The sequence below is a fragment of the Neorhizobium sp. BT27B genome (assembly GCF_050455485.1).
Classification (GTDB): Bacteria; Pseudomonadota; Alphaproteobacteria; order Rhizobiales; family Rhizobiaceae; genus Neorhizobium.
Map to the genome: position 1 here is coordinate 494,788 of NZ_JBCIYT010000003.1, position 25,645 is coordinate 520,432.

The 25,645-nt window shown below is 60.2% G+C and carries 32 protein-coding genes and 2 riboswitches; of the genes, 12 read left to right on the forward strand and 20 right to left on the reverse strand.

Annotated features, from left to right (window positions below; all coding sequences use genetic code 11):
• Nucleotides 1-104: 104 nt before the first annotated feature.
• The 3 genes from AAIH70_RS11085 to AAIH70_RS11095 are packed head-to-tail and all read left to right on the forward strand — an operon-like array spanning nt 105 to nt 2,261.
• Complete coding sequence (locus tag AAIH70_RS11085; protein WP_430034041.1) at nt 105-1,025, forward strand: ATP-binding cassette domain-containing protein; 921 nt, start codon at nt 105-107, stop codon at nt 1,023-1,025.
• Nucleotides 1,018-1,845, forward strand: coding sequence for a zinc ABC transporter permease subunit ZnuB (gene znuB, locus AAIH70_RS11090; RefSeq protein WP_132272579.1), 828 nt, complete (start codon nt 1,018-1,020; stop codon nt 1,843-1,845). The genes AAIH70_RS11085 and znuB overlap by 8 nt, the downstream gene beginning before the upstream one ends.
• A complete protein-coding gene (locus tag AAIH70_RS11095) occupies nt 1,842-2,261 on the forward strand; it encodes a Fur family transcriptional regulator (protein ID WP_132272286.1) in 420 nt (139 codons plus the stop codon). Before znuB ends, AAIH70_RS11095 begins: the two co-directional genes overlap by 4 nt.
• A 3-nt stretch (nt 2,262-2,264) precedes the next feature.
• Here AAIH70_RS11095 and AAIH70_RS11100 read toward each other — a convergent pair whose 3' ends face one another.
• The 3 genes from AAIH70_RS11100 to AAIH70_RS11110 all read right to left on the reverse strand — a co-directional run bounded on the left by AAIH70_RS11100 (nt 2,265) and on the right by AAIH70_RS11110 (nt 4,853).
• Complete coding sequence (locus AAIH70_RS11100; RefSeq protein WP_132272287.1) at nt 2,265-3,497, reverse strand: GGDEF domain-containing protein; 1,233 nt, start codon at nt 3,495-3,497, stop codon at nt 2,265-2,267.
• Between the two features lie 118 nt (nt 3,498-3,615).
• Nucleotides 3,616-4,143 carry a gamma carbonic anhydrase family protein gene (locus AAIH70_RS11105; protein ID WP_132272288.1) on the reverse strand — a complete coding sequence of 176 codons (528 nt, stop codon included), beginning with the start codon at nt 4,141-4,143 and terminating at the stop codon, nt 3,616-3,618.
• Between the two features lie 23 nt (nt 4,144-4,166).
• Nucleotides 4,167-4,853, reverse strand: a complete 687-nt coding sequence (locus AAIH70_RS11110) for a fumarylacetoacetate hydrolase family protein (protein ID WP_132272289.1) — start codon at nt 4,851-4,853, stop codon at nt 4,167-4,169.
• Between the two features lie 160 nt (nt 4,854-5,013).
• On the opposite strand from AAIH70_RS11110, the gene dusA reads away from it, so the two are divergent.
• Nucleotides 5,014-6,051, forward strand: a complete 1,038-nt coding sequence (gene dusA / locus AAIH70_RS11115) for a tRNA dihydrouridine(20/20a) synthase DusA (protein ID WP_132272290.1) — start codon at nt 5,014-5,016, stop codon at nt 6,049-6,051.
• Between the two features lie 4 nt (nt 6,052-6,055).
• On the opposite strand, the gene AAIH70_RS11120 is transcribed toward dusA, so the two are convergent.
• The 9 genes from AAIH70_RS11120 to gcvT all read right to left on the reverse strand — a co-directional run bounded on the left by AAIH70_RS11120 (nt 6,056) and on the right by gcvT (nt 13,835).
• Entirely contained in the window at nt 6,056-6,733 is a 678-nt protein-coding gene (locus AAIH70_RS11120; protein WP_132272291.1) for a DUF922 domain-containing Zn-dependent protease, read from the reverse strand.
• Nucleotides 6,734-6,916: 183 nt separating this feature from the next.
• Nucleotides 6,917-7,150 (reverse strand): hypothetical protein, encoded by a 234-nt coding sequence (locus tag AAIH70_RS11125; protein WP_132272292.1) that lies wholly within the window; start codon nt 7,148-7,150, stop codon nt 6,917-6,919.
• 179 nt (nt 7,151-7,329) lie between these two features.
• A complete protein-coding gene (locus tag AAIH70_RS11130; RefSeq protein ID WP_132272293.1) occupies nt 7,330-7,584 on the reverse strand; it encodes a hypothetical protein in 255 nt (84 codons plus the stop codon).
• Nucleotides 7,585-7,926: 342 nt separating this feature from the next.
• On the reverse strand, nt 7,927-8,151 hold the full coding sequence (locus AAIH70_RS11135; RefSeq protein WP_132272294.1) for a hypothetical protein: 225 nt from the start codon (nt 8,149-8,151) through the stop codon (nt 7,927-7,929).
• A 91-nt stretch (nt 8,152-8,242) separates the two neighbouring features.
• Nucleotides 8,243-8,494, reverse strand: a complete 252-nt coding sequence (rpsU, locus tag AAIH70_RS11140; RefSeq protein ID WP_132272295.1) for a 30S ribosomal protein S21 — start codon at nt 8,492-8,494, stop codon at nt 8,243-8,245.
• Nucleotides 8,495-8,691: 197 nt separating this feature from the next.
• Entirely contained in the window at nt 8,692-8,901 is a 210-nt protein-coding gene (locus AAIH70_RS11145) for a cold-shock protein (protein ID WP_132272296.1), read from the reverse strand.
• Between the two features lie 321 nt (nt 8,902-9,222).
• Nucleotides 9,223-12,087, reverse strand: coding sequence for an aminomethyl-transferring glycine dehydrogenase (gene gcvP / locus AAIH70_RS11150; protein WP_132272297.1), 2,865 nt, complete (start codon nt 12,085-12,087; stop codon nt 9,223-9,225).
• Nucleotides 12,084-12,446 (reverse strand): glycine cleavage system protein GcvH, encoded by a 363-nt coding sequence (gene gcvH, locus AAIH70_RS11155; RefSeq protein WP_132272298.1) that lies wholly within the window; start codon nt 12,444-12,446, stop codon nt 12,084-12,086. The genes gcvP and gcvH overlap by 4 nt, the downstream gene beginning before the upstream one ends.
• 252 nt (nt 12,447-12,698) lie before the next feature.
• Nucleotides 12,699-13,835, reverse strand: a complete 1,137-nt coding sequence (gcvT, locus tag AAIH70_RS11160; protein WP_132272299.1) for a glycine cleavage system aminomethyltransferase GcvT — start codon at nt 13,833-13,835, stop codon at nt 12,699-12,701.
• A gap of 82 nt (nt 13,836-13,917) precedes the next feature.
• Nucleotides 13,918-14,004: riboswitch (glycine riboswitch) on the reverse strand.
• A riboswitch (glycine riboswitch) is annotated at nt 14,005-14,091 on the reverse strand.
• Between the two features lie 159 nt (nt 14,092-14,250).
• On the opposite strand from gcvT, the gene AAIH70_RS11165 reads away from it, so the two are divergent.
• The gene (locus AAIH70_RS11165) at nt 14,251-14,511 is read left to right on the forward strand and encodes a hypothetical protein (protein WP_132272300.1); all 261 of its coding nucleotides are present in this window, start codon (nt 14,251-14,253) and stop codon (nt 14,509-14,511) included.
• A gap of 71 nt (nt 14,512-14,582) precedes the next feature.
• Here AAIH70_RS11165 and AAIH70_RS11170 read toward each other — a convergent pair whose 3' ends face one another.
• Nucleotides 14,583-14,861, reverse strand: a complete 279-nt coding sequence (locus AAIH70_RS11170) for a hypothetical protein (RefSeq protein ID WP_132272301.1) — start codon at nt 14,859-14,861, stop codon at nt 14,583-14,585.
• A gap of 125 nt (nt 14,862-14,986) precedes the next feature.
• Here AAIH70_RS11170 and crcB point away from each other — a divergent pair, with 125 nt between their 5' ends.
• The 6 genes from crcB (at nt 14,987) to AAIH70_RS11200 (ending at nt 19,251) form a co-directional block, all read left to right on the forward strand.
• A complete protein-coding gene (crcB, locus tag AAIH70_RS11175) occupies nt 14,987-15,355 on the forward strand; it encodes a fluoride efflux transporter CrcB (protein ID WP_430034214.1) in 369 nt (122 codons plus the stop codon).
• A gap of 103 nt (nt 15,356-15,458) precedes the next feature.
• Nucleotides 15,459-16,448 (forward strand): RluA family pseudouridine synthase, encoded by a 990-nt coding sequence (locus AAIH70_RS11180; RefSeq protein ID WP_132272303.1) that lies wholly within the window; start codon nt 15,459-15,461, stop codon nt 16,446-16,448.
• Complete coding sequence (locus tag AAIH70_RS11185; protein ID WP_132272304.1) at nt 16,445-17,098, forward strand: HAD-IA family hydrolase; 654 nt, start codon at nt 16,445-16,447, stop codon at nt 17,096-17,098. The genes AAIH70_RS11180 and AAIH70_RS11185 overlap by 4 nt, the downstream gene beginning before the upstream one ends.
• Nucleotides 17,099-17,107: 9 nt before the next feature.
• Nucleotides 17,108-17,893: an ATP12 family chaperone protein gene (locus tag AAIH70_RS11190; RefSeq protein WP_132272305.1), complete on the forward strand. Its 786-nt coding sequence runs from the start codon at nt 17,108-17,110 to the stop codon at nt 17,891-17,893.
• A 353-nt stretch (nt 17,894-18,246) separates the two neighbouring features.
• On the forward strand, nt 18,247-18,744 hold the full coding sequence (locus tag AAIH70_RS11195) for a hypothetical protein (protein ID WP_132272306.1): 498 nt from the start codon (nt 18,247-18,249) through the stop codon (nt 18,742-18,744).
• 123 nt (nt 18,745-18,867) lie between these two features.
• A complete protein-coding gene (locus tag AAIH70_RS11200) occupies nt 18,868-19,251 on the forward strand; it encodes a DoxX family protein (protein WP_132272307.1) in 384 nt (127 codons plus the stop codon).
• A 62-nt stretch (nt 19,252-19,313) separates the two neighbouring features.
• Here the strand turns inward: AAIH70_RS11200 and fghA are convergent, their stop codons facing one another.
• Genes fghA through AAIH70_RS11215 form a run of 3 tightly spaced genes read right to left on the reverse strand, consistent with a single transcriptional unit; the run spans nt 19,314 to nt 21,342 of the window.
• Nucleotides 19,314-20,147, reverse strand: a complete 834-nt coding sequence (gene fghA, locus AAIH70_RS11205) for an S-formylglutathione hydrolase (protein WP_132272308.1) — start codon at nt 20,145-20,147, stop codon at nt 19,314-19,316.
• Between the two features lie 23 nt (nt 20,148-20,170).
• Nucleotides 20,171-20,842: a DUF1345 domain-containing protein gene (locus AAIH70_RS11210; RefSeq protein ID WP_132272309.1), complete on the reverse strand. Its 672-nt coding sequence runs from the start codon at nt 20,840-20,842 to the stop codon at nt 20,171-20,173.
• A gap of 23 nt (nt 20,843-20,865) precedes the next feature.
• Nucleotides 20,866-21,342 (reverse strand): YaiI/YqxD family protein, encoded by a 477-nt coding sequence (locus AAIH70_RS11215; RefSeq protein ID WP_245519044.1) that lies wholly within the window; start codon nt 21,340-21,342, stop codon nt 20,866-20,868.
• A 121-nt stretch (nt 21,343-21,463) separates the two neighbouring features.
• On the opposite strand from AAIH70_RS11215, the gene AAIH70_RS11220 reads away from it, so the two are divergent.
• On the forward strand, nt 21,464-21,889 hold the full coding sequence (locus AAIH70_RS11220) for a hypothetical protein (protein WP_132272310.1): 426 nt from the start codon (nt 21,464-21,466) through the stop codon (nt 21,887-21,889).
• A 45-nt stretch (nt 21,890-21,934) separates the two neighbouring features.
• Here the strand turns inward: AAIH70_RS11220 and AAIH70_RS11225 are convergent, their stop codons facing one another.
• The 4 genes from AAIH70_RS11225 to AAIH70_RS11240 all read right to left on the reverse strand — a co-directional run bounded on the left by AAIH70_RS11225 (nt 21,935) and on the right by AAIH70_RS11240 (nt 25,579).
• Nucleotides 21,935-22,402, reverse strand: a complete 468-nt coding sequence (locus AAIH70_RS11225) for a GNAT family N-acetyltransferase (protein ID WP_245519045.1) — start codon at nt 22,400-22,402, stop codon at nt 21,935-21,937.
• On the reverse strand, nt 22,399-23,526 hold the full coding sequence (locus tag AAIH70_RS11230) for an S-(hydroxymethyl)glutathione dehydrogenase/class III alcohol dehydrogenase (protein WP_132272311.1): 1,128 nt from the start codon (nt 23,524-23,526) through the stop codon (nt 22,399-22,401). Before AAIH70_RS11230 ends, AAIH70_RS11225 begins: the two co-directional genes overlap by 4 nt.
• A 107-nt stretch (nt 23,527-23,633) precedes the next feature.
• On the reverse strand, nt 23,634-24,248 hold the full coding sequence (locus tag AAIH70_RS11235; protein WP_132272312.1) for a GNAT family N-acetyltransferase: 615 nt from the start codon (nt 24,246-24,248) through the stop codon (nt 23,634-23,636).
• Nucleotides 24,249-24,292: 44 nt separating this feature from the next.
• Complete coding sequence (locus tag AAIH70_RS11240) at nt 24,293-25,579, reverse strand: hypothetical protein (protein WP_132272313.1); 1,287 nt, start codon at nt 25,577-25,579, stop codon at nt 24,293-24,295.
• Nucleotides 25,580-25,645: the final 66 nt, after the last annotated feature.

Below are 25,645 nucleotides of genomic sequence, written 5' to 3' on the forward strand. Positions count from 1 at the left end.
CCTTGCGTAAGGCGCCTGGCATAACGATGTAATGTTATTACGTTCGTTGTGTTATTCTATAACGTGTGGCATAGCTGGTGGCAACACAGGACAGGAAGAAATTTATGCTGATGCAGACCGCGGCTCAGGATCGCCAGAAAGGTGACGAACTGGTCACGCTGGCAGGGGCCGGAATACGCCGCAACGGCCGCTGGCTGGTGCGTGGTGTCGATCTTTCCATTCATCGCGGCGAGATCGTCACCCTGATCGGTCCCAACGGTGCCGGCAAATCGACGACTGCGAAGATGGCGATCGGCGTGCTGCGCGCCGATGAGGGAAAGGTCGACCGCAAGGCTTCGCTCACCATCGGTTATGTGCCGCAGAAGCTGGCGATCGACTGGACCATGCCGCTTTCCGTTCGGCGATTGATGCGGCTGACAGCCAAGCTGGACGATGCGAGCCTGATGGCGGCGCTGACCGATGTCGGTATCCCGCATCTGGTTGATGCCGAAGTGCGCCACCTCTCCGGCGGCGAATTCCAGCGGGCGCTGCTGGCGCGGGCGATCGCCCGTAATCCCGACCTGCTGGTTCTCGACGAGCCGGTGCAGGGCGTCGATTTTGCCGGGGAAAGCGCGCTTTACGAACTGATCCGCACCATCCGCAACAAGACAGGCTGTGGCATTCTGCTGATTTCCCACGACCTGCATATGGTGATGGCCGATACCGATACGGTGATCTGCCTCAACGGCCATGTCTGCTGCCGCGGCACGCCTGAGGCCGTGAGCCGCAGCGACGATTATCGTCGGCTGTTCGGCAATGTCGGCGCCGGACTTGCCGTCTACAGTCACCGTCATGACCACACGCATCTGCCGGATGGCCGTGTGCAGCACAAGGATGGATCGGTGACCGATCACTGCCATCCCGATGATGGTCATCATCATGAGCACGCCGGTCATGGTCATGAACATCACGACGATGATCACAGCCATGAACATCAGCATGGCGATCACACGCATGCCGGCGGCAAGGGGCATCATCATGCTTGACGATTTCTTTTTCCGCGCTTTGCTCGCCGGCATCGGATTGGCACTGACGACGGGGCCTCTCGGTTGTTTTGTCGTTTGGCGCCGCATGGCCTATTTTGGCGATACGATCGCGCATTCGGCATTGCTCGGCGTGGCGCTGTCGCTGCTGCTGGACATCAACCTTCTGGTCAGCGTGTTTGGCGTCGCTGTCGTAGTCTCGCTGCTGCTGCTGGTTCTGCAGAAACGCCAGGCGCTGTCCGCCGACGCGCTTCTCGGCATTCTTTCGCATTCGACGCTGGCGATTGGCCTTGTCATGGTTGCCTTCATGAGCTGGGTGCGCATCGATCTGATCGCTTTCCTGTTTGGTGACATTCTGGCGGTGACGCCGGCCGATATCGCACTGATCTGGGGCGGCGGCCTGTTCGTACTCGCGGCCCTCGTGGTCCTGTGGCGTCCGCTGATCGCCTCGACGGTGAGCGCCGATATTGCCGAAGCCGAAGGCCTGAAGCCCGAGCGGGCGCGACTGCTGTTCATGCTGTTGATGGCACTCGTCATCGCCATTGCCATGAAGATCGTCGGCATCATGCTGATCACCGCACTGCTGATCATCCCGGCCGCGACGGCACGGCGCTTTTCCTCCGCGCCGGAAGGCATGGCAGTGCTGTCGTCGCTGATCGGCGTCATCGCCGTGGTGGGCGGCTTGTTCGGGTCGCTGACCTATGACACACCGTCCGGACCATCGATCGTGGTCGCGGCGCTCATCCTCTTCATCCTCAGCCTTTTGCCGGGCAGGGCTAAAAACCTCGCCGATGGCGGCACGACATCCGGAGGTCGCTCATGAATACGCCGACACTGACCAAAAACCAGACTCTGGTACTGGACGTGCTGACGCGTTCCGAGGCGCCGGTCAGCGCCTATACCATTTTGGACAAGCTGCGCGACCAGGGTTTTCGCGCACCTTTGCAAGTCTACCGGGCGCTCGACAAGCTGATCGAAATGGGCATTGCCCATCGGCTAGAAAGCCTCAACTCATTTGTCGCCTGCGCGCATGCCAATGAGAGCTGCTGCGGGCATGGCCACGGCCATGGTCACCACGGCACCGTGGCCTTTGCGATCTGCGAGAGCTGCGGGCAGGTGAACGAGTTTCACGATCACGCCATCGACGACCGCCTCAACGGCTGGGCAAAGGACCGCAAGTTCAAGCCCTCCAAAACGACGATCGAGATCCGCGGGCTTTGCGAAGCCTGCATGCACTGATCGTCAGGCGGCGCGATCTGCCAGGATGGTGCGGTTACGGCCGTGACGCTTGGCCTGATAGAGCGCCTTGTCGGCCGCTTCCACAAGTTCACCGGCGGCACTGCCATCGTGGCGTGGTGTGGCCGAGGCAAGGCCTATGCTGACCGTGACGTAGCCATTGCCATCCGGCCGGCCGTGCGAGAGACCAAGCTGGCTCATGGCGCGGTGAATGCGGCTGGCGGCGGTTTCCGCCTGTATCGTCTCCGTGTGGCGCAGCAGGACGGCAAATTCCTCGCCACCGAGACGCGCCGGCAAGTCATTGTCGCCGCGCGTCTGGCCCTCAATGGCGCGCGCCACCTGCTGAAGACAGGCGTCGCCGGCAGGATGACCAAATGAGTCGTTGTAGCGCTTGAAGAAATCCACATCGATGACGAGAAGCGACATGGTCTCGCCGGAGACAAGGGCTTCCGTCCATGCCGACTGCAGGAATTGTTCAAAGCGACGACGGTTGGCGATGCCGGTCAGCGCATCGGTGTATGAATAGGCGTTGAGCTGTTCGTTGATACGGCGGACTTCCTGTGCGTTGAGGCGTTCGCGCAGCATCAGCAGATAGGCGTGGCGCAGATTGCCTTCCAGCCGGTAGTTGGCCACCAGCGTGATGACGCCCATCGCTGCCATGTAATAAACCGGCAGGTTGCGTTCGCTCCAATTGAGATCGGGTGTGGCATGCAGGAAAAACGCAGTAACGACGCAACAGCCGACCGTGGTGGCCAGCGCTGCATTGAAGCCAATGTGCAGGACGATATTGGCGCCGATAACGATCAGGCCGAAACTGAAGGCGCTGTAATGCGCCTCATCCGATGTGGCGATGTAGAGAAGATAATTCGAGCCGAGGGCAATCAGGATGGCGCAGCAGGTGAGAACCGAATCGCGGATCCATTGCGGCGGGCTGCGGCGCAGCCAGAACAGCGCCGCAAGGCAGATTGGCGTGACGAAGCAGAGCCTGATCAGCGCGGACATGCCGAGAATTTCCGGTCTGGTAATAGCGTCGATAACGATAAAACCGTTGAAGAACACCAGAGCGAACAGACCGGCGACGATAGTCTGACGATTGCGGTCGGCGGCGGTGTCCGTCTGGAACACGGCTTCCACCACCGGATCGAAGCTGAGCGGCCGGTTCTTGCGGGCAAGATGTCGACCGACGCGATCCAGAAGGGCGGTCGTGTTCTGCTGTGGCTGTTCAGGTGTATCGTTCATCGGTGTCCATGGCGGTCGCGCGAAGGCACGGCGGGCGTCACTACATGCGTCGATGGTAATATACGATATGTGTGAAGCAAAGGCTTCATGTCAGCGTGAACGAGTGGTTAAACTGTTCTCAAAGCGGACGCAGGTCTGCGGCAAAACGATGCCAGTTTTTCACGTAGTTGTCGGCGGAAACCGTCAGCCTGGCGATGGCGTCCGCGTCGAGCGTGCGGATGGCGCGGGCGGGCGAACCGACGATCAGGGAGCCGTCGGGAAACTCCTTGCCTTCCGTCACCAGTGCATTGGCGCCGACGAGGCAGTTGTTGCCGATCCTTGCGCCGTTGAGAATGGTGGCGCCCATGCCGATCAGGGAATTGTCGCCGATCGTGCAGCCGTGAATGATGGCATGGTGGCCGATCGTGCAGCCGGTGCCGATCGTTGCGGGATAGCCCATGTCGGTATGGAGCATGGCGCCTTCCTGAATGTTTGTGCGCGCGCCGACCGAAATCAGTTCGTTATCGCCGCGCAGCACCGCGCCGAACCAGATGCCGACATCTTCGCCCAGTGAAACCTTGCCGATGACATGTGCGTCCGGTGCCAACCAGTAACGGTCATCGTCGGGTGTCTTCGGTTGAAAATCTCCCAGGGCGTAAAGCGGCATGCTGGTTCTCCACAAAGGGGGCTTTAAACGACGGTCAGTTCCAGACGACCGACACCGGCCGCTTCGCAGACCACCTTGTCGCCCTTGACGACGGCACCGACGCCGGCCGGGGTGCCGGTCATGATGATATCGCCGGCGGCCAGTTCGAACTGTTTCGACAGTTCGGCGATGATTTCCGGCAGCTTCCAGATCATCTGGTTCATGTCGCCGTTCTGCTTGCGGTCGCCGTTGACCTCCAGCCAGATGGCGCCTTCCTGCGGATGACCGACCTTTGCCACCGGCAGCAGCGCCGAAACGGGAGCGGACTTTTCAAATGCCTTGGCGACTTCCCAGGAACGGCCGGCCTTCTTCATCTGGTCCTGCAGGTCGCGGCGGGTGAAATCGATGCCGACACCGTAACCATAGACGCAATCAAGCGCGTCCTGCGCATCGATATCACTGCCGCCGGCTTTCAGGGCCATGACGAGTTCGACCTCGAAGTGGACGTTGGATGACAGCGGCGGGTAAGGAAAAGTTTCGCCGTTATAGACGTTGTCAGCATTCTTCTGGAAAAAGAACGGGGCTTCGCGCGATGGGTCGTGGCCCATTTCGATGGCGTGGTCGGCATAGTTGCGACCGACGCAATAGACGCGGCGAACGGGGAATTTGTCAGACGTGCCTTCGACTTCGAGGAGGACGGGGGCGGGCATGGGGATGACGGTTGCGGTCATGAAAAAGTCCTCCTGTAAAAACAAATCGCCTTCTGGAAAGGCCAAGCCTTTGTTCCGCAAATTTCCACGCAATCATAGCCTTTTTTCGCGACAGGTGGACTGAACTGGCCAAAGTTTTTCGTTTGCTGTATGAGCGGCCGCATATCTCAAAGGACTTGCCATGTATGCTGACGCGCTGAAGCGTGGCGAAAAGATTTTCGCCGTTGCGCCCATGATCGACTGGACCGATTCGAGGTGCCGGTACCTTCACCGGCAGATGTCGAAGCGTGCTCTGCTTTACACCGAAATGGTGGTGGCGGATGCGATCATTCACGGCAATCGTGACCGGCTGCTGGGCTATTCGGCAGAAGAGCATCCGGTGGCGCTGCAGCTTGGTGGATCCGATCCGGCAAAGCTCGTCGAAGCCGTGCGCATCGCCGCCGATTACGGTTATGACGAGATCAATCTCAATGTCGGCTGTCCGTCCGACCGCGTCCAGTCGGGTACTTTTGGCGCGTGCCTGATGCGCGATGCCGGCCATGTGGCCTCTTTGATCGAGGCGATGAAGGCTGTGGCGACCGTGCCGGTAACGGTGAAATGCCGGATCGGCATTGATGATCAGGAGCCGGAAACCGTGCTGCCCGACTTTCTGGCGCGCATGATCGGGGCAGGTGCGGATGCCATCTGGATCCATGCCCGCAAGGCGTGGCTGCAGGGGCTTTCGCCGAAAGAAAACCGCGATATTCCGCCGCTCGATTACGATCTCGTGCACCGCATGAAGCGCGAAAACCCGGATGTGTTTCTCGGCATCAATGGCGGCATCATCGATCTGGAGCAGGCGGCAGATCATCTGGCGGTGATGGATGGCGTGATGCTGGGGCGTGCCGCCTATCACAACACCGGTCTGCTGGCCGGTGTGGATGCGATGATTGGGGGTTCGAGTCCCGGAGGGACTAACACCACAGATGTCGACTGGTTGGCGCTGCGTGACACGATGATGGCCTATGCCGATGATGTGATGGCGTCGGGCGGACGCCTGAACCATGTCACGCGGCATATGGTCGGCCTCTTTCAGGGCTTTGCGGGTGCGCGACGCTTCCGTCAGATCCTGTCGTCGGATGCAACGAAGCCGGGAGCCACGACGGCGGTGATCGAGGCTGCCTTTGCCGCTGTCGATCTGGAGGCCGGGCCGAAACGGCAGGCCGTCGCTGCCGAATAGAACCTCATGGCATGGTTTTGATGCCGGGCAGCGGTGTCGGCTTCGCCTTCATCTCGATCGGCGGTGCGCCGGGTGGGTTGACCAGCGCGAGAATGAGCTGGTGCACCGCGCCACCCGGCGACAGTTCCACCGCGTCGAAATCACGGCCGCGCTGACGCTGCTCGTCTGAAAATTCCTTGAGTTTCGCCTGCAGCACCTCGCGCACCCTGGTGCATTTCGGATCGTTTTCCGCCGTCAGGCCGATGCTGAAGGTTTCGATCTTTTCGACCATCTCGAGAATATGCTGGCCGTGGACGCGTTCGTGTTTTTCCACGCCTTCGATGAAATCCGTCCAGCGGGTTTTGGTGTCTGCCGGCAGCGAGGACGGACCTTTGGGGAGGGTATAGGTTATGGTGAGGCTAGGGCGCGCCACGGCGAGCGTGCAGGCACCATTCGGCTGCGGGCGATAATCGCGAGTCCAGAGCAGCTTGAAGGTTGTGTGGGCGATCGCCTGTCCGACACCGGCGGCCGGGCCACGTTCGCCGATCGACTGGTAGAGCTCGATGCCGGTCTTGCCGGTGACGGCATAGGTCCTGACCTGTTCGGCCGGTTTCCAGCTTCGAGTGCTTTGGGCGTGTGAAAGCGCGGGCAGCGCCAAAAAGGAAGCGAGAGCGATAGCCGTACGGGAGGTGATGATCGACATGGTTTTGTGTCGCTTGGCTTGGCGCCGCTGTCAACGGGGTTGGATGGTCTCCGTTGAGAGGACAGGCTCGTCTCTCGGCGATCCTTGCTTGTCAAATTCAGCGGTTTTAGCCAACGACTGTGGTTCGTCGGTGAAAGCTGTGTCAGGCCGCGACGGCCGACTTTGCTGTGTCTCGGCGCGCGCTCAATCCTTCGCCACCGTCATCAGCATGTCCCACATGTCGGCGCCGGTTTCGAAAACGGAGGCATTGGCGGCAAATTGCGTTTCGGCCTGCAGCACGTCGAGCATGTCGCCGGTGAGATCGCTGTCATGGCCGGGCGTGGAGGCGTTGGCGATGCCGTGGGCAGCGGTGGAAAGCCGCTCCGTCTGGGTCTGCATACCGTAAAGCGAAGTGTTCAGCGCCGCCGTGATCGTCATTGTCAAATTCCCAGCCTGATGGACGAAACCTTTATGCTGCGGGGCATCTCAAGGAAGGATGAAGGGGCAGGGTTAAGGCAGGCCTTGATGGCATGCCCAGATGTACCGTTTCGGGATCAGCGGATATGAAAAGGCCCGCCGGAAGCGGGCCTCATGGTCAGTGTGTCTCGGAAGAGAGATCAGGCTTTGGCGCTGCCGCGGCGATGGATGGCGCGGGCGGCGAAAAAGCCGCCAACCAGCGCCAGCACCACGGACATGGTGACGTTCTTGACGCCATTATCCTTGGTGATGGCGCGAACCTGTACCGAACCCGGCTGCGGGGCGGCCGGGGCGCTGCCGCCACCGATCAACAGGGCGCTTGCGAAAAACACGACAACGGCGACGGCCGCGCCGCCGAGAAGGGCGCGCGGGTTCTTGAACAGGCTGGTGCTCACTGGGGTATTTCCTCTTGCATGCTTTTGATTATCGAAAGCCGACCACGCTCACGCGATGCGAAGAACGGGACACGTGGACGACCGCAGGCGCGACATAGGTCACGATGCAGAGCGGGCAATGAAAAGATTGGGATTTTTGCGAAATAGGGGAAATTTCCCCTGAGGTGCGCGCATTGTCTGAAGTGCGTTACAGACAGCCAGATCGACTTGCCGCGTGAACAGCATCTCGCGCGTTTTTTGAAATATTCAATTGCTCATCGACTGGCGTTTGAGCGCGTCGCGATGTTTGGTGTCAATTGACTGTACTCAGGCGCAGCAAGGTAATAACCGTGCGGCGAGGCCTTATTTGGATGCGGTACGCTTTTTCGCCTTGGGTGCGGCTGCGTGTTTGGCAGCGGCTTCTTCCTCGGTCTGCGCGAGGCGCATGGCGCGCAATTTTTCGGTTTTCTTCTCGCGTGCAGTCACTTCGGCATCGAGAATGTCGCGCACCACGGAATTGGTCTGCGCTGCTTTCTGCTGGGCGGAGAGTTTTGCCGGCTTGAGGATCTGGTCTTTTGTCTCAGTCATGCCGTTCTCCCGGTTTCGTGCCTGAAGCGATGATCCGCCGGTACGATGGATGTGGGCGCGCGGCGGAAAGCCGCGCGGCGCACAATCGACTTTATCCGCGAGCAGGAGCGCGCGCGATAACTTTCTTCTTCGGGGCCGGCAGAAGACCTTCGCGCTGGGCCTGCTTGCGGGCCAGCTTGCGGGAACGACGAATAGCCTCAGCCTTTTCGCGAGCGCGCTTTTCCGAAGGCTTCTCAAAAGCCTGGCGAGCCTTCATTTCGCGGAATACGCCTTCGCGCTGCAGCTTCTTCTTGAGCACGCGCAGTGCCTGTTCGACGTTGTTGTCCCTGACGAGTACTTGCAACAAATTCTCCTTTATGCAGCGGCTTTGCCGCCTGTGCCTGGTTTCGGTGCCGTCAATTCGGCAATCACGTACGACTGGGATCAGTCGATACCCCATGCAAGCGAAAAACAAAAGGCCGGGAATGACCCCGACCTCTCATAATCAACATTACCGCGTGCGTGCCGGTCGAGCCGTGTCACGCGGTTTGATGACAAAACTCAGGCAGCCTGCAGGTTGTCGGCCGAGCTCTTGCCCGAACGCTTGTCCTGAACGATTTCGTAAGAGATCTTCTGACCATCGTTGAGGGTGCGCAGACCAGCGCGCTCAACGGCAGAGATGTGTACGAATACGTCCTGGCCGCCGTTGTCAGGCTGAATGAAGCCAAAGCCCTTGGTGCTGTTGAACCACTTTACGGTACCGGTGTTCATAACGATTTCCTTTCAATCGCTGTAGATTGCCGGCCCTAATATCAAGACCGGCGGCGCATCGACTATGAGAGGAGATCGGAAAGAGCCGGTAGGCTTCGGACGAGTCGCTAGCAGAGTACGATTGAAACCCAAAATAGAGGTTTCCAGAAAGGAGACAAGGGCAGTAAGGAAATAATTATACGAGAAGTTGAGTCTGTTACAATTCAGGGTGATGACGGCTTTTTCCGGGCAGGTTTTCCCGTTTTGAGGCTTGTTCGAATGTAAAAAATGAAAAAAGGCCCGCGCGGGGCGGGCCTTTCGTTGGTGTTGACGCTATCGCGGTTATTCCGCGGCTTCCGCGTAATCTTCCAGCGGCGGGCAGGAGCAGATCAGGTTGCGGTCGCCATAAACGTTGTCGACGCGGTTGACCGGGGACCAGTACTTGTCCACCCGGAACGCGCCCGGCGGGTAGCAGGCCTGTTCGCGGGAGTAAGGACGATCCCATTCGCCGACGAGGTCTTCCACCGTATGCGGAGCGTTCTTCAGCGGGTTGTTCACCTTGTCCATCCGGCCTTCCTCGATGGCGCGGGCCTCCTCGCGGATCGCCAGCATCGCATCGCAGAAACGGTCGAGTTCGGCCTTGGTTTCCGATTCGGTCGGCTCGACCATCAGCGTGCCGGCAACCGGGAAGCTCATGGTCGGCGCATGGAAACCGCAGTCGATCAGGCGCTTGGCGATATCGTCCACCGAAACGCCGGCCGAGACGTTGAGCGGGCGGGTGTCGAGGATGCATTCATGCGCCACGCGGCCGGCTTCCGACTTGTAGAGCACGTCGTAGGCACCCTTGAGACGGGCCGCGATATAGTTGGCGTTGAGGATCGCCACCTTGGTTGCCTGCGTCAAACCTTCGCCGCCCATCATCAGGGTGTAGGACCAGGAGATCGGCAGGATCGACGGCGAGCCGAACGGGGCAGCCGAGACAGCACCTTCACGGCCATCCCACTGCAGGTGACCCGGAAGATGTGCCGCCAGGTGCGCCTTGACGCCGATCGGGCCCATGCCGGGACCGCCGCCGCCATGCGGGATGCAGAAGGTCTTGTGCAGGTTGAGGTGCGACACGTCGGAGCCGATGTCGCCGGGGCGGGCAAGGCCGACCATGGCGTTCATGTTGGCGCCGTCGAGATAGACCTGACCGCCGTGGGTGTGGGTGATCTCGCAGATTTCCTTGACCGTTTCCTCGAACACGCCGTGCGTGGACGGGTAGGTGATCATGCAGCACGACAGGTTTGCCGCGTGCTGTTCAGCCTTGGCGCGGAAATCTTCGAGGTCGATATCGCCGTTTTCACGCACCTTCACGACCACGACCTTCATGCCGACCATCTGCGCCGAGGCCGGGTTGGTGCCGTGCGCGGAGGTGGGGATGAGGCAGACGTCGCGATGCGCATCACCATTGGCGATGTGGTAGTTGCGGATGGTGAGCAGGCCCGCATACTCGCCCTGCGCGCCGGAATTCGGCTGCATGGAGAAGGCGTCGTAACCGGTGATCTGGCACAGTTTTGCCGACAGATCGTCGATCATTTCCTTGTAGCCCAAGGCCTGATCCTGCGGAACGAACGGATGGATATCCGAAAATTCCGGCCAGGTGATCGGCAGCATCTCCGCGGTGGCGTTCAGCTTCATCGTGCAGGAACCAAGCGGGATCATCGACCGGTCGAGCGCGAGGTCGCGGTCCGACAGGCGGCGGATGTAGCGGGTCATCTCGCTTTCGGCGCGGTTCATGTGGAAAATCGGATGGGTCATGTAATCCGATTTTCTCAAGAGATCCTTCGGCAGGCGGTAGTCGACCTCGAAATCGGACACCTTGAAGTCACCGCCGAATGCGCGCCAGACGGCTTCGAGCGTGACCGGACGGGTGCGCTCGTCGAGCGACATGCCGACCTTGGTCTCGCCGATCTTGCGCAGGTTGACGCCTTCCGCGACGGCGGCACGCAGGATCAGGCCCTGCATGTGGCCGACTTCGACCGTGATCGTGTCGAAGAAGTTTTCAGGTTCTATTCGGTAGCCGAGCTTTTCCAGGCCCTTGGCCATCAGCACGGCCTTCTTGTGGACAGCCTGCGCAATCGCCTTCAGGCCCTGCGGACCGTGGAAGACGCCGTACATCGAGGCCATGACGGCGAGCAGGACCTGCGCCGTGCAGATGTTCGACGTCGCCTTTTCGCGGCGGATATGCTGTTCGCGGGTCTGAAGAGACAGGCGATAGGCGCGGTTGCCACGGGCATCGACCGAGACGCCGACCAGGCGGCCGGGCATGGCGCGCTTGTGGGCATCCTTGACCGACATATAGGCGGCGTGCGGGCCGCCGTAACCGACCGGAACGCCAAAGCGCTGGGTAGTGCCGATGGCGATATCGGCGCCCATTTCGCCGGGCGATTTCAGCAGCGTCAGCGCCAGAAGGTCGGCGGCGACGGCGGCGACCGCACCGGTCTGGTGAAGGCGGGCGATCAGGCCGGAGAAATCACGGACATGGCCCTGCGTGCCCGGATACTGGAAGATCGCGCCAAAAACGTCGACCGGGTCGAGATCGGTCATCGGATCGCCGATCACAACCGACCAGCCGAGCGGCTTTGCGCGGGTTTCGATAAGGGCAATCGTCTGCGGATGGCAGGCGGCATCGACGAAGAAGGCGGTCGCCTTGGATTTTGCCTGACGCTGGCAGAGCGCCATGGCTTCGGCGGCTGCGGTCGCTTCATCGAGCAGCGAGGCATTGGCGACGTCGAGACCGGTCAGGTCGCAGATCATCGTCTGGAAGTTCAAAAGGGCTTCGAGGCGGCCTTGAGAAATTTCCGGCTGGTACGGCGTATAGGCCGTGTACCATGCCGGGTTTTCCAGAATGTTGCGCTGGATGACCGGCGGGGTGACGGTGCCGTAATAACCCTGCCCGATCAGCGAGGTGAGGACCTGGTTCTTGTTGGCGGTCTCGCGCAGCTTGTCGAGTGCTTCACGCTCAGTAAGGGCGGCACCCCAGGCGAGCGGGGTCTGCTGGCGGATGGAGGCCGGAACCGTTGCTTCGATCAGCCCGTCGAGCGACTTGTAGCCGATGACTTTCAGCATCGCTGCCATTTCGGACGGCGAGGGGCCGATATGGCGACGGTTTGCAAAATCGTACGGATCGTAATCCGTGAAGTGGAAATCGGTGCTGTCGTTCATCCGATGAGGTCCTTGTAGGCGGCTTCGTCCATCAGGCTGTCGATATCGGAGACGTTCTTGAGCTTGAGCTTGAAGAACCATGCGGAGCCTTCAGGCTCGGAATTGACCAGCGACGGATCATCGACGATCGCCTGGTTGACTTCGACGACTTCGCCATCGAGCGGCGAATACACGTCGGAGGCGGCCTTGACGCTTTCGACGGTGGCGGCATTGCCGTCCTTGGTGAGTTCGGCGCCCACTTCCGGCAGTTCAACGAATACGAGATCGCCGAGCTGGTCGGCGGCGTGCTGGGTGATGCCGACGGTGGCGACATCGCCTTCGAGTTTCAGCCATTCGTGTTCGGCGGTAAATTTCAGCATTGGGAGGACCTCTCTGGAAGGGAATGGGTGATTGTTGTTGTATTGGAGTGGGGGGAAAGTCCCCCTCTGGCCTGCCGGCCATCTCCCCCACAAGGGGGGAGAAAAATCGTGGCGCCCCTCTGCGCCCAATCAAGGCGTCGCGGGAATTGCGAGGTGAATTGTCGTGCTCGCCGCTGGCCGCTGGTTCTCTCCCCCCTCGTGGGGGAGATGGCCGGCAGGCCAGAGGGGGTATGGTCAGGCACGACCGTCATGTTACCGCTTGTATGTCGGCGTGATGAACGGCAGCGTGGCCACTGTCATCGCCAGATATTTGCCGCGAACCTCGGCATAAACCGTGGTGCCGGCAGCGATATGCGACACCGGAAGGTAGCCCATGGCGACCGGGCCTTCGACGGTCGGGCCAAAGGTGCCCGAGGTGACTTCGCCGAGTTCGGTCTGGCCTTCGGCATCCGCATAAAGCTTGGCATGCGAACGCACCGGAGCCTTGCCTTCCGGCTTCAGGCCGACGCGGCGGCGGCTGGCGCCGTTGGCCAGTTCGCACAAGATGCGCTCTGCGCCCGGAAAGCCGCCTTCACGGTCGCCGCCGGCCTTGCGGGCCTTTTGCAACGCCCATTCGAGCGAGGCTTCGATCGGCGAGGTGGTGGTGTCGATGTCGTTTCCGTAGAGACACAAGCCGGCTTCGAGGCGAAGACTGTCACGCGCGCCGAGGCCGATGGCTTCGCAATCCGGGTGTTCGAGCAGGGCGTTGGCCACCTCGACGGCATGCGCTTCCGGCACGGAAATCTCAAAACCGTCCTCACCGGAATAACCGGAGCGGGAGATGATGCAGGGCACGTCGTGCAGCGGCACTTCCACCACATCCATGAACTTCATGGCCGACACGCCGGCCCAGAGTTCGGCCAGAACCGCTTCGGCCCGCGGGCCCTGCAGGGCGATCAAAGCACGGTCATCGAGGAGCGTCACGTCGCAACTGGTCAGGTTCGCCTTCATATGGGCGACGTCCTGATCCTTGCAGGCGGCGTTGACGACGACCAGCAGATGATCGCCGCGATTGGTGATCATCAGGTCATCGAGAATGCCGCCGTTTTCATCGGTGAAGAAGCCGTAACGCTGGCGACCTTCCTTTAAACCGAGAATATCGACCGGAACCAGCTTTTCGAGCGCAAGTGCTGCATCGGTGTAAACGCCGGACTTGGCCTTCACGATGACCTGGCCCATGTGGGAGACGTCGAACAGGCCGGCGGCAGCGCGGGTGTGAAGGTGTTCCTTCATGACGCCCAGCGGATACTGGACGGGCATGTCGTAACCGGCAAACGGCACCATTTTTGCGCCGAGCGAGACATGCAATGCATGCAGCGGGGTGATGTTCAGAACTGCTTGATCGTCCAAAAAAGACGCCTCCAGGTTTTTGGGTGCGCCTGAAAACAGGTCGCACGCCGGCTCAGATCAGGGCGCGGTTCCGCGCCGGTTTCGAGCCCCCTCTGTCCTTTTCGCCTGAGATTGTTATCCCTTCGGCGAGCCCCCGGTTAAACGGTTGCTTCTCTCCAGAGTTCCTGCAGTCTTCCCGTGGTCCTTTTGCCTGAGAGTTTCCGGGGCGGTTGCTCCTTCGGCTCCGCACTGAAGCGGTTTCTCCCTACGGGTCGATCGGCATTATCGATGAAGCCATAGGCTTGGCAAGTGGCAAAGGTCGCAACGAGCGAATTATTTGTCGCGGTGCGATAACATTTCCACGGAGTGGAACATTTCGGCGGTCGCAGGCATTGAGGCCAAATTGCTGCTCAACTGATTTCAGAAGGGGAATTCCATGCCACGTTTCCTGACCGTTCCGGCCATCCTGACTGCCGCCATCGTCTTGCCGGCCTTGTTGCCGGTAAAAGCGCAGGCCGCCGATATGATGCGCTGGCAGGAGCCGCCGCGCACGAAAACCGTTCGCCCGCACAAGCAGCGACATGTGGTGCGCACGAGCTATCGCGAGGCTTACGGCTATGAGTGCGAGTATCTGCGCATCGACTACAGGGAAGGGCGGCGCGAGATCGTGCGCAATTGTCACCGGCCGGTGTTTTGAGGCGGGCCGAGTTTCGTCTCTTTCTTCATCCTCGCCCGTGTGGCGGGGATGAAAGGTAGGCAAAAAACGTTCTACTCGTCCAGTTCGCGGTAGGCGGCAGCGACATGTTCGTAGGTTGTTTGCTGTTGCTGCGGCGGGCGATCCGAGATCATCACGTCCACGGAAATATTGGCGGCAGGGATCAGGCCCGGTTCCTCGATTTCACCCACATTCTGGGCGCGGCGCAGGTTACGGTCGGCATCCTTCTGAGTGCGCCTGACCTGTTCCTTGGAGCCGACGTGATGGATCACGCGCACATTTTCCAGCGCATAAGCGGCAAAATTGGCATTGACTGGCACGACGGTGGACATGACGCTTGAACTCCCTGTGGGTGAAAACGTATGCTCGACCTCTTGGTTCCCCATTAAGCGGTGATATCGCATTTTAGCGAATCCCCGCTTTTCTAGTGTTTTATCAGGATTTTGACGTGAATTCCATGCTTCTCGTGGCCGTTGGTGGTGCCGTCGGTTCGGTGTTCCGATACCTTGTCGGATTATGGGCCGTACGTCTGTTCGGTCCGGCCTTTCCGTGGGGCACGCTGGCGATCAATGTTGCCGGATCGTTTGCCATCGGTCTTTTTCTGGAAATGATCCTGCGCCGTTTCGGCGGCTCGGCGGAAATGCGGCTTCTGCTGATGACCGGGCTCTGCGGTGGTTTTACCACCTTCTCCTCCTTCTCGCTGGATTTCGTCGGACTGGTGGAACGCGGCGCCATGCCGATGGCATTGGTATATGTGGCGGCGAGTGTGATCCTGTCGATTGGTGCGACATTTCTGGGTCTGTTCATCGGCCGCATGGCGTTTTGAACGGGCCTGAAGTCGATTTGCACTTCCGTTAGGGGCGCCTGATGCTCTAAAGGCTGGCTCAAAGGCCGCGTTCGGCTGCAAAAAATTACAAGAAAGAGTTCCGATGGCAGGCATCGAGCATATCTCCGTCGAGGCGGACGAAGCGGGCATGCGCCTCGACCGCTGGTTCAAGACACGTTATCCGGGCCTCGGCTTCGGGCCGCTGCAAAAGCTGCTGCGCTCCGGCCAGGTGCGCGTCGATGGCGGCCGCGTGAAGACCGATACGCGTGTACAGCCGGGGCAGGTGGTGCGCGTTCCGCCGATGGATACGGATGCCAAGAAGGGCCCGATCGCCGGCAAGGATCTGAAACACAGCAGCGACTACGAGTTGTTGCAGCGCATGGTGCTGCATGAGGACGACAAGGTGATCGTGCTGAACAAGCCGGCCGGTCTTGCCGTGCAGGGCGGTTCGGGCGTGACGCGTCATATCGACCAGATGCTGGACGCCTGGACCAATAACCGGGGCGAAAAGCCGCGTCTGGTGCACCGTCTCGACCGCGACACCTCCGGTGTTCTGGTGATTGCCCGCACCCGTGGCGCCGCGCAGAAGCTGACGGCCGCTTTTCGCGAACGCGACACAAAGAAGACCTATTGGGCGCTGGTGAAGGGGGTGCCGCGCAAGCGCTCCGACAAGCTTTCCACATGGCTGGTCAAGGAACAGACGCCGGATGGCGATCGCATGCGTATCGCCAAGCATGGCGAGGAGGACGCCGATCACGCCATTTCCTACTACCGTGTGCTGGAAACGGCGGCGCAGGCGATGTCATGGCTGGAGATGGAGCCTTATACCGGCCGTACCCACCAGCTGCGCGTACATGCGCTACATATCGGCCACCCGATCATCGGTGACCCAAAATACCAGGATGACGATATCAACTGGCCATTCCCGGGCGGCATCCAAAAGAAGCTGCACTTGCATGCGCGCCATATCGACATTCCGCACCCCAATGGTGGCCGCCTGCGGATAACCGCGCCTCTGCCGCCTCATATGGTGCAGAGCTGGAACCTGCTCGGCTTCGACATGGAAAACGGTGCGCGGGAAGACGACGAATGAAACTGGTTCTTTTCGATTGCGACGGCACGCTGGTCGATAGCGCCGGCCTGATCCACGAAACCATGCGCCGCACATTTGTGGCGTTCGGCAAGCCGGAGCCCGCTTTTGAAGAGACCAAGGCGATCATCGGCCTGACGCTCGACATCGCCATTGCCCGCATGCAGGGCAAGCCGCATGCCGACGATGAAGCCGTGGCGATGATGGCGCATTACAAATCGCTGTTTTCCGTCGTGCGCGCCGATCTCGACTTCAAGGAGCCGTTGTTTGACGGCATTCGCGAACTGATCGACACGATCGGCCCGCGTGACGACCTGCTGATCGGTGCTGTGACCGGCAAATCCCGTCGCGGGCTGGATCTCGTGATGTCGACCCACGGGTTCGACAAATATTTCGTCGTTGGCCGCACCGCCGACGATTGCCCGTCGAAGCCGCATCCGGCCATGGTGACCGAATGCTGTGACGTGATGGGCGTGGCCCCTGCCGATACGCTGGTGATCGGCGATGCCATTTACGATATGCAGATGGCAAAAGCTGCCGGCGCCACCGCGATCGGCGTCGACTGGGGGTATTGCGTCGTGCCCGAGCTGATTGCCGCCGGCGCAGACCATATCGTCCACCATCCACGCGAATTGCTGCCGCTGATCGGCTGAGGTTTTTTTATGCGCGACATTCTTTCCGAGACCCATATCGACCTCAGCCACGAGGATCCGACGCGTCGGGCGCAGATCCAGATGCACAAGCCGCTGCCAAAACGTTTTTACAAGGAGGTGACGGTTGTTGCCTCGGACGACGGGCATGCGGTGCATCTGGACGGCAAGGCGGTGAAAACGCCGGCCAAGAACCAGCTCATGGCGCCGACAGAGGCGCTGGCCGCGCTGTTGCGTGACGAATGGGATGCGCAAACAGACGTGGTCAACCCGGCGACGATGCCGATCACCCGTCTGGTCAACACCGCGATCGACGGCATTGCCACCGACCCGCAGGCGGTGGTCGAGGACATGCTGCGCTTTTCGGCAAGCGACGCATTGTGCTACCGCGCTGATCAGCCGGAAGGTCTGGTCGAGCGCCAGCGGGCGCAGTGGGATCCGGTTCTGGACTGGGCAGCCGATGATCTTGGCGCCCGTTTCATCCTGATCGAAGGCATCATGCCGCAGGAGCAGCCGCGCGACGCGATTTCGGCTTTTGGCGCACGGCTTCGCAATCACCAGAGCCCGGTGGCGCTGGCGGCGCTGCACACGATCACGTCGCTGACCGGTTCGGCCATTCTGGCGCTGGCCTTTGCCGAAGGGCGCCTCTCCGTGGACGAGACCTGGGCGCTTGCCCATCTCGACGAGGACTGGACGATCGAGCATTGGGGCACGGACGAGGAAGCGGAAGTGCGCCGTGCCAAGCGCTACGAGGAGATGAAGGCTGCGGCGCAGAGTTTTGAAGCGCTGAAGTCTTAGAGCGGTTCATTGCTAAATGGAATCGGTTCTGTTGGCTCAAACGGAGTCGGATGGTCGCATGGCTGGCGCGCGTCGTAGCCACAGCATACGGCCAAGCCGGCCATGCGATCAGACGGCCCGTTTCAGCCAACCCGAAGGGCCGGGCATCTTTCCGCCGGGATCAGCGGCGATCGGCTCGCACGTACCTTAGGGTATGCACTTCGCCAATCGCCACTGCCCCGACGAAAACCTGCTCCGGCAGAACCGCTTCCATTTAACAATGAACCGCTCTAAATCCGGCGCTCCGTATTTAACCGAATTCTAACCCTGATAGCGGATCATTCCGGACACGTCGTCATCCGGGCTCTGTATCCATGTTCCGCTCCGCCTGCCGCCTTTTTGTCATCGCCTGCGCTGCACTTCCGCTGATGTCTTTCAGCATGAAGACGGCGGAGAATGCGCATGGCAATGGTCCGCTCTACGATGTGCGGGGCGCATTCGTTGCCGCCAGACCCGAGATTTCCGCAGCCCTGATTGCCGGCACGGATCGTCGCGTCGATGCCGCTATTCGCGCCACCGTGCGCCGCATGTCCTTGCCGCGCGCCATTCTGACCGTACGCATTACCCGCGCCGGCGGTCTTCCAATCCTGTTCGGCCGTCGCCATGAAGCGAAGGTGACGGTGGATGCGACTTCGGTGACGACGGGTGAGCGCATCGCCAGCGCCACGTTCACGGTAGCGACGACGGTTTTCGGCAAGGACAATAGCGGCGAAGAGGCACTGGCGGCGAAGATCGCCGATCGGGTTGCCGCCGAGTTCAAGCTCGACGGTGGCCGGCCGACAACGATCGCATCGGCTCTGGCCGGGCGCTGATTTCACGAACGCGCGACGGTGTCGCCAGGGCGATTGATTTCCTGACAGTTTCGGTTGAGTTTGATCTTTGCCAACTCGGCATGACGCCTGAGAGGCGCGATTCTGTTTAGGGAGTGGGATCAGATGCAGTTTTTCGACAGTTTGGGCCGTTACCGTCCGCAGGCTTTGGCCGTTCTGCGCATCATCGCGGCGCTGCTTTTCATCGAACATGGTACGATGAAATTATTCGGTTTTCCGGCCGCCATGGGCGAGGGTGCCTTGCCGCCGCTGATGCTGGTTGCGGCGCTTCTGGAAGTGGTGGGCGGTGCTCTGCTGGTGATCGGCCTGTTCACCCGGCCGGTGGCCTTCATTCTCGCCGGCCAGATGGCGGTGGCCTACTTCATGGCGCATGCGTCGAAAGGGTTCTGGCCGGCGCTGAACGGTGGTGAACCGGCGATCCTGTTCTGCTTCATCTTCCTTTATCTGGTCTGCGCTGGCCCCGGCGCCTGGGCTGTGGACAAGCGCTGAACTAAAACGCCCGCGCCAGTTTTCCAGCGCGGGCGGTTTCATTTCGATGGGTGTGACTGCGATCAGCCGAGACGTTCGGCGTGCCAGCGCAGGTGATCGTCAATGAAGGTCGAGATGAAATAGTAGGAATGGTCGTAGCGCTCGTGCATGCGCAGGGTCAGGCCGATATCGGTGCCCTTGATCGCCTCTTCGAACAGTTTTGGACGCAGGCCGGTTTCGAGGAAACTGTCGGCGGTACCCTGGTCGATCAGGAATTCCGGGAAACGGGCGCCATCCTTCACCAGCGCGCAGGCGTCGTATTGGCGCCATGCCGCCTGATCTGCTCCAAGATATTTTTCGAGCGCAGGTGCTGACCAGTCTGCCGTCGAGGGTTCGACGATCGGCGCGAAGGCTGAGCAGCTCTTGAAACGGTCCGGGTTCTTCAGCGCGATCGTCATGGCGCCGTGGCCGCCCATCGAGTGGCCAAAAATGCCCTGGCGGGTCATGTCCATGCGAAAATGCTGGCTGGCGAAATTGGGCAGCTCCTCGGTGATGTAGGTGTACATCTGGTAGTGCTCGGCCCAAGGCTTTTCGGTGGCGTCGAGATAGAAACCTGCGCCCTTGCCCATCTGCCAGTTGGTGACTTCGTCCGCCACATCGCTGCCGCGCGGGCTGGTGTCCGGGCAGACGATGATCAGGCCGAGTTCGGCTGCGAGCCGCCGGTATTCACCCTTTTCCATGACATTGGCATGGGTGCAGGTGAGACCCGACAGATACCAGAGAACCGGACGCGGTTCGCTGATCGCCTGTGGCGGCACGAAGACCGCAAAGGTCATTTCGCACTTCAGCGCTTCCGAATCATGGGCGAAGACGCCCTGCATGCCGCCAAAGGCGGTGTTCTGGGAGAGGACCTTCATCGGCGGGTTCCTTGTCTGTTGGTTCAGCTTGCCAGCGAAACGACGGCGTTGACTGCAGCGGCTACCAGCACGGTGTTGAAAAAGAAAGACAAGACCGAGTGCAACAGGTTGATTTTGCGCATGTCGGTGGCGGTGATTTCGACATCCGACGTCTGTGCGGTCATGCCGATGATGTAGGAAAAGTAGAGAAAGTCATAAGCCGAGGGGCGTTCCGTGCCGGGGAAATCCAGCCCGCCGACCGGCTTGTCGTCACCCACGTCGCCCGGCCGCCAGTATAGATGGGCGTAGTGCATTGCGAACATGGTGTGGATCGAAAACCAGCCGAGAATAACGGCGGCAAAACCGATTGCCACATCCGCGATACCGGACAGCTGTTTGTCGTTCAGCGCCTCGAACAGGGTGACGAGGGCGATCACGGCCGCCGAAAGCGTGACGGCGAGAATGATCGGCGCCGGTTCGTCAGTGTTCTGGCCGCTTGCCTCGAAACGGTCGGCATCGAGATGCGGAATGCGCAAAGCCATCAGGCCCAGATAGACGACGAAGAAGGTGATGGCCGCGAGTGCTGCCGCAAGGTGGGGAACAAGCCAGATCAGCGCGGGCAGGGCGACCGTCGCGACGATGGCGGCGGCAAAGAAAGGCCCATGGCGATGGCGTCGCCATTTCCACCACGGTGGTTTGCCCAAAACCTTCGACATCCTGCCCCTCCCGACGTTCTGTCTCAGGCCGCTGATTTGGCGCGACGGCAGAACCTGTCCAGTGTTTCCAGAAATTTTGAGCGGTCGCGTGGCGAGAAAGCTGCGTTGTAACCCTTGCTCTCGCCGGTTTCACGCAGGTGCTGGCCGAGATCACGCATGGCGCTGGCCATGCCGATATTCGCCTCGTCGAACACGCGACCGGTGGGGCCCGTGACGAGCGAGCCATTGGCAACGCAGCGCACCGCAAGCGGCACGTCGGCGGTGATGACGATGTCGTTTACGCCGGCATGTTCGGCGATCCAGTCGTCGGCGGCATCAAAACTGGCGGAGACGATAACGTTCTTCACCATCGGATCGCGCGAGGGGCGCAGGCCCGAATTGGCGACGAAGGTGACTTCGAGATTGTAGCGCTCGGCCACTTTCAGTATTTCCGGCTTGACCGGGCAGGCATCGGCATCGACGTAGATTTGCGGCATGGGCTCAGTCTTTGAATTGGTCATGCTGTTTTCTAGCGGCATGTCGAAAATCTATCAATCTTCAGGGTTGAATGTACGTGTAATCATGCTTTGTTTCCTCTCAGGGCTGTGCCTATACTGTACCTAACAACCTCGGGGCCAAAGCATGTCCGAAGAAGCCGAGTTTCCGAAGCACTTGATTGGGTACATGTCGGCCATCATCGACGGCATGAAGACACTGAATGTGCAGGTCGGTCGCAGCATCGATACGACCGCGCGTTTTGATGCTGAATTCTTCAAGATCAACCGTCAATACAATACGCTGACGGAGATGGTGATGAAATTTCAGGCCGAAACGAGGCAAGGCCTTTCGGCCTTGGAGACCCGGCTGGATGCTGTTTTGCGTCGCCTGGATGAAGTTGAGAGCGTCGGTCATGAAAACGCTAACATCATCAAGGAATTGCGGATTGAAGGTAACCGGCACCACAATGAAGTTTTGAATGCCATACAATCCGGCTTGCAGAACAAAACAGCGTTGGAGGAACTGGAGGAGCGTGTTGCCGAACTGGAGCGACGTATGGCTTCGCGGTGACTTTCGCGACCTTTGAGCTAGGTCGCGAGAATCTTTTCAGCGTGGTTACGCGGGCGTAGGCTGCCGCACCATATTCACATGCGGAATGCCGTCCTCCACATACTCTTCCGACGTCCGCTCGAAACCGAACGAGCCGTAGAATTTCTGCAGATGCGTTTGCGCCGATATCTCGATAGCCTCGCCCGGATAGATCTTTTCACATTCGATGATGGCCTCGCGCATCAGGGCGTCGCCAAGACGTTTTCCGCGGTGGTTCGGCGAGACCGCGACGCGGCCGATGCGGGGCAGGACATCCGGCGACGGGCGCCAGACACGGGCGCAAGCCAGCAGATCTTTACCTTCGAACAGCCGCAGGTGAAGGCAGTCCGGATCATTGCCGTCGAGTTCGGGATAGGCGCATTCCTGCTCGACGACAAAAACGTCCACGCGCATTTTCAACATCGCGTAGAGATCGACGGCGGAGAACTCTTCAAGTCTCCGCACGTCGGTCGTGTAGGTGGGCAGGGTGGTCAATAGACCACCACGCCGCGGATGCTTTCGCCCGAATGCATCAGCTCAAAACCCTTGTTGATGTCTTCGAGCGGCATGGTGTGGGTGATCATCGGATCGATCTGGATCTTGCCTTCCATGTACCAATCGACGATTTTTGGCACATCGGTGCGGCCACGCGCGCCGCCGAATGCCGTGCCCATCCAGTTGCGGCCCGTCACCAGCTGGAACGGACGTGTGGAGATTTCCTGACCCGCGCCGGCAACGCCGATGATGACAGACTTGCCCCAGCCGCGATGCGAGCTTTCCAACGCCTGACGCATGACCTTGGTATTTCCGGTGCAGTCGAACGTGTAGTCCGCGCCGCCGATCAGGTCACCGTTGCGTTTCGTCATGTTGACGAGATAAGGCACGATATCGTCGCCGACTTCCTTCGGATTGACGAAATGCGTCATGCCGAATTTTTCGCCCCATGCCTTGCGGTCATTGTTGATATCGACGCCGATGATCATGTCGGCACCGGCAAGGCGCAGGCCCTGCAGCACGTTGAGGCCGATACCGCCGAGGCCGAACACGATCGCCGTCGAGCCGATCTCGACCTTGGCCGTATTGATGACCGCGCCGATGCCGGTCGTCACGCCGCAGCCTATATAGCAGACCTTGTCGAAAGGCGCGTCCGGATTGATCTTGGCGAGCGCGATCTCGGGCAGAACCGTGTAATTCGCGAAGGTCGAGCAGCCCATATAGTGGTGAATCTTGTCCTTGCCGATCGAGAAGCGCGAGGTGCCGTCGGGCATGACGCCCTGGCCCTGAGTCGAGCGGATCGAGGTACACAGATTGGTCTTGCGCGATGTGCAGGAATAGCACTCGCGGCATTCCGGCGTGTAGAGCGGAATGACGTGGTCACCCTTCTTCAGCGAGGTGACGCCCGGACCGACATCAACGACGATGCCGGCACCTTCATGACCCAGGATGGCCGGGAAAAGGCCTTCCGGATCGGCGCCCGAGAGGGTGAAATCGTCGGTATGGCAGATGCCGGTGGCCTTGACCTCGATCAGCACTTCGCCGGCCTTCGGGCCTTCGAGCTGCACGGTCATCACTTCCAGCGGTTTGCCTGCCTGTACGGCGACGGCTGCGCGGACATCCATCCTGTCTCTCCTAAGCTATCTGTCAGAATCTGTTTGCACTTTCGCATGGGAATGCGCTCCAGCTCAAGCCGGATAGAGGCATGACAGGTCGCAATTCGGTGATTGCGTCACAGATCGATGAGCGGCACCTGTGGCGCTGCGGTGCTTGGAACGATGCCGCTGCGGCGCGGATCGTCGAGAACTTCGACCATGATCTTGTAAGGCGTGAAGCCCATGCGCTTGTAGAAGGGCAAAGCCGCCGGCGAATCAAGATGGCAGGTATGGACCCAGAACCGGTCGATCGGCCGCGCCCATGCCTTTTCGATGGCGTGGCTCATCAGAAAGCGGCCGGCGCCCTTGCCGACCGAATCTTCGACCAGACCGAAATAGGCAAGCTCGCATTCGTGGTCGCTGCGGAAATCAAGTTCCAGCAGGCCGATGCGACGACCGGCATCCTTCAGGATATAAACCGCGACGCGCGGGTCGTTGAGGATGGATGAGAGCTTTTCGTCGCTCATCACCAGACGCCCCGACCACAACCATTGTGCGCCGATATTGCGGAAAAGCTCGCGATATTCGCCAAGGTCGGGCTGGTGCCAGTGCCGCAGCGTCAATGCATTATCAGCCTCCACCAGTGGCAGCTGGGGACGCTCTCGCATCTCCAGGCAAGTCACGACAGTGGCAATGGTGCCGGCTGGCATATCGGAATAGCCGAGCGGAAGGAGAGGGTTATCTGTTTTCATGTGATCCAGTTGGGGGCGGAGAGTTGCGGTATGTCAATGCCTGATCATTGATGGAAGAGAATCTGGCAGGCGGTAATGACAGCGTATGAATGAATGGCGACAGCGGCATAAAGACCAAAGCCGGCCATTAGTCGTTCCGGAGGTTGCATGGGGTCCAGTTCATCGCGCATGACGTTGGTGCGAAAGCCGATCATGCTGATGAGCGTGACGATGGCGAGGCCTGCGACGAGCGCTACCGGCGGAACGCCGATCTCATAACCCACCATCAGAACGATCAATGTCAGGCCGAAACTGGCCAGAACCTGCATACCGAGTCCGGGAAAAACCTGCCGCACGATCTGGCCGCCATCGAAGCGCGACATCGGCAGCAGGTTGAGCAGGTTGAATCCTCCGAGAATCAGCAGAAATGCGGCCGACGGCATATGCAGTCTGGCAGGGAGTATGCCGCTTCCAAAGTCCGACAGATTGTGGACGAGCACCAGGATGGGCACGACAAAAGCCGAAATGCCGGCGCCCATCAACGCACAGGTGGCAATTTCAAAACGGCTGCGATAGGGCCGTCCGCCGATGGCTATGCCGCCCAGCATGGGTACGAAGATCAGCATCACCCGCTCATGTCCAAATGCCCTGTAGCCGATGATATGGCCCAGTTCATGCAGGATGATGACGAGGGTAAGAAGAATCGATATCGCCAGACCTGTCTGGTTCAGGCCGAAGAAGGGCCAGAGCATGAGGGTGGAGATGCCGGCGAGCATGATCTGCACCAGCGGGTGGCTAAAACCGAGACCATCACGCCGGCGTCCTGTCTCGAGCCAGCCTTCCAAGGCAGCCAGTTCCCGGCGCATGGCGAAAAACCGAAAAAGATAGAAGGCGAGACCGCGATAATGATCGCTCTGGCTGAACGTGACGATGGTGCCGTCATCGGTCGGTTCCAAGCGACGTTCGTCGCGGTACCGGCTCCAGAAGGCGTTGGTGAGGGTGCTGTCGGAAATGATGCGAGCCGTGCTGGTGTAGCTGGCGCGATCATCGATGTTTTCCATAATGTCGTAGAGCCGGCGAACCGGGCGGCCCTGACGATCCGGGTAACGCATGCTCATCTCCACCAAGCCCCCCTCAAGGCCGGCTGACGAGCCGTATCTGACGGCGGTGATGTCCGGGCTCCAGTCGGTGAGATTGCCTTGCGGCCTGATGGCGTCGCGAAGCCTGGAGGGATCGTGGGGCAATATGCGGCGCATGGTAATGGTACGCTGGCCGAGCGGAGCAGCCATCATCAGCCACAGGATACCGAGATTGATCGATACAAGCAGGATGATGGAGACTGTCGTCGTCAAGGCAGGCTACTCCAGCCGCTCGATGCGGGTTCAATTTTGGTCTGGCACACTATGGCACAGGGTTAT

Coding starts and splice junctions, on each gene's coding strand:
- AAIH70_RS11085 (WP_430034041.1), top strand. CDS start 105: ATGCTGATGCAGACCGCGGCTCAGGATCGCCAGAAAGGTGACGAACTG.
- znuB (WP_132272579.1), top strand. CDS start 1,018: ATGCTTGACGATTTCTTTTTCCGCGCTTTGCTCGCCGGCATCGGATTG.
- AAIH70_RS11095 (WP_132272286.1), top strand. CDS start 1,842: ATGAATACGCCGACACTGACCAAAAACCAGACTCTGGTACTGGACGTG.
- AAIH70_RS11100 (WP_132272287.1), bottom strand. CDS start 3,497: ATGAACGATACACCTGAACAGCCACAGCAGAACACGACCGCCCTTCTG.
- AAIH70_RS11105 (WP_132272288.1), bottom strand. CDS start 4,143: ATGCCGCTTTACGCCCTGGGAGATTTTCAACCGAAGACACCCGACGAT.
- AAIH70_RS11110 (WP_132272289.1), bottom strand. CDS start 4,853: ATGACCGCAACCGTCATCCCCATGCCCGCCCCCGTCCTCCTCGAAGTC.
- dusA (WP_132272290.1), top strand. CDS start 5,014: ATGTATGCTGACGCGCTGAAGCGTGGCGAAAAGATTTTCGCCGTTGCG.
- AAIH70_RS11120 (WP_132272291.1), bottom strand. CDS start 6,733: ATGTCGATCATCACCTCCCGTACGGCTATCGCTCTCGCTTCCTTTTTG.
- AAIH70_RS11125 (WP_132272292.1), bottom strand. CDS start 7,150: ATGACGATCACGGCGGCGCTGAACACTTCGCTTTACGGTATGCAGACC.
- AAIH70_RS11135 (WP_132272294.1), bottom strand. CDS start 8,151: ATGACTGAGACAAAAGACCAGATCCTCAAGCCGGCAAAACTCTCCGCC.
- AAIH70_RS11145 (WP_132272296.1), bottom strand. CDS start 8,901: ATGAACACCGGTACCGTAAAGTGGTTCAACAGCACCAAGGGCTTTGGC.
- gcvP (WP_132272297.1), bottom strand. CDS start 12,087: ATGAACGACAGCACCGATTTCCACTTCACGGATTACGATCCGTACGAT.
- gcvH (WP_132272298.1), bottom strand. CDS start 12,446: ATGCTGAAATTTACCGCCGAACACGAATGGCTGAAACTCGAAGGCGAT.
- AAIH70_RS11165 (WP_132272300.1), top strand. CDS start 14,251: ATGCCACGTTTCCTGACCGTTCCGGCCATCCTGACTGCCGCCATCGTC.
- AAIH70_RS11170 (WP_132272301.1), bottom strand. CDS start 14,861: ATGTCCACCGTCGTGCCAGTCAATGCCAATTTTGCCGCTTATGCGCTG.
- crcB (WP_430034214.1), top strand. CDS start 14,987: ATGCTTCTCGTGGCCGTTGGTGGTGCCGTCGGTTCGGTGTTCCGATAC.
- AAIH70_RS11180 (WP_132272303.1), top strand. CDS start 15,459: ATGGCAGGCATCGAGCATATCTCCGTCGAGGCGGACGAAGCGGGCATG.
- AAIH70_RS11185 (WP_132272304.1), top strand. CDS start 16,445: ATGAAACTGGTTCTTTTCGATTGCGACGGCACGCTGGTCGATAGCGCC.
- AAIH70_RS11190 (WP_132272305.1), top strand. CDS start 17,108: ATGCGCGACATTCTTTCCGAGACCCATATCGACCTCAGCCACGAGGAT.
- AAIH70_RS11195 (WP_132272306.1), top strand. CDS start 18,247: ATGTTCCGCTCCGCCTGCCGCCTTTTTGTCATCGCCTGCGCTGCACTT.
- AAIH70_RS11200 (WP_132272307.1), top strand. CDS start 18,868: ATGCAGTTTTTCGACAGTTTGGGCCGTTACCGTCCGCAGGCTTTGGCC.
- fghA (WP_132272308.1), bottom strand. CDS start 20,147: ATGAAGGTCCTCTCCCAGAACACCGCCTTTGGCGGCATGCAGGGCGTC.
- AAIH70_RS11210 (WP_132272309.1), bottom strand. CDS start 20,842: ATGTCGAAGGTTTTGGGCAAACCACCGTGGTGGAAATGGCGACGCCAT.
- AAIH70_RS11215 (WP_245519044.1), bottom strand. CDS start 21,342: ATGACCAATTCAAAGACTGAGCCCATGCCGCAAATCTACGTCGATGCC.
- AAIH70_RS11220 (WP_132272310.1), top strand. CDS start 21,464: ATGTCCGAAGAAGCCGAGTTTCCGAAGCACTTGATTGGGTACATGTCG.
- AAIH70_RS11230 (WP_132272311.1), bottom strand. CDS start 23,526: ATGGATGTCCGCGCAGCCGTCGCCGTACAGGCAGGCAAACCGCTGGAA.
- AAIH70_RS11235 (WP_132272312.1), bottom strand. CDS start 24,248: ATGAAAACAGATAACCCTCTCCTTCCGCTCGGCTATTCCGATATGCCA.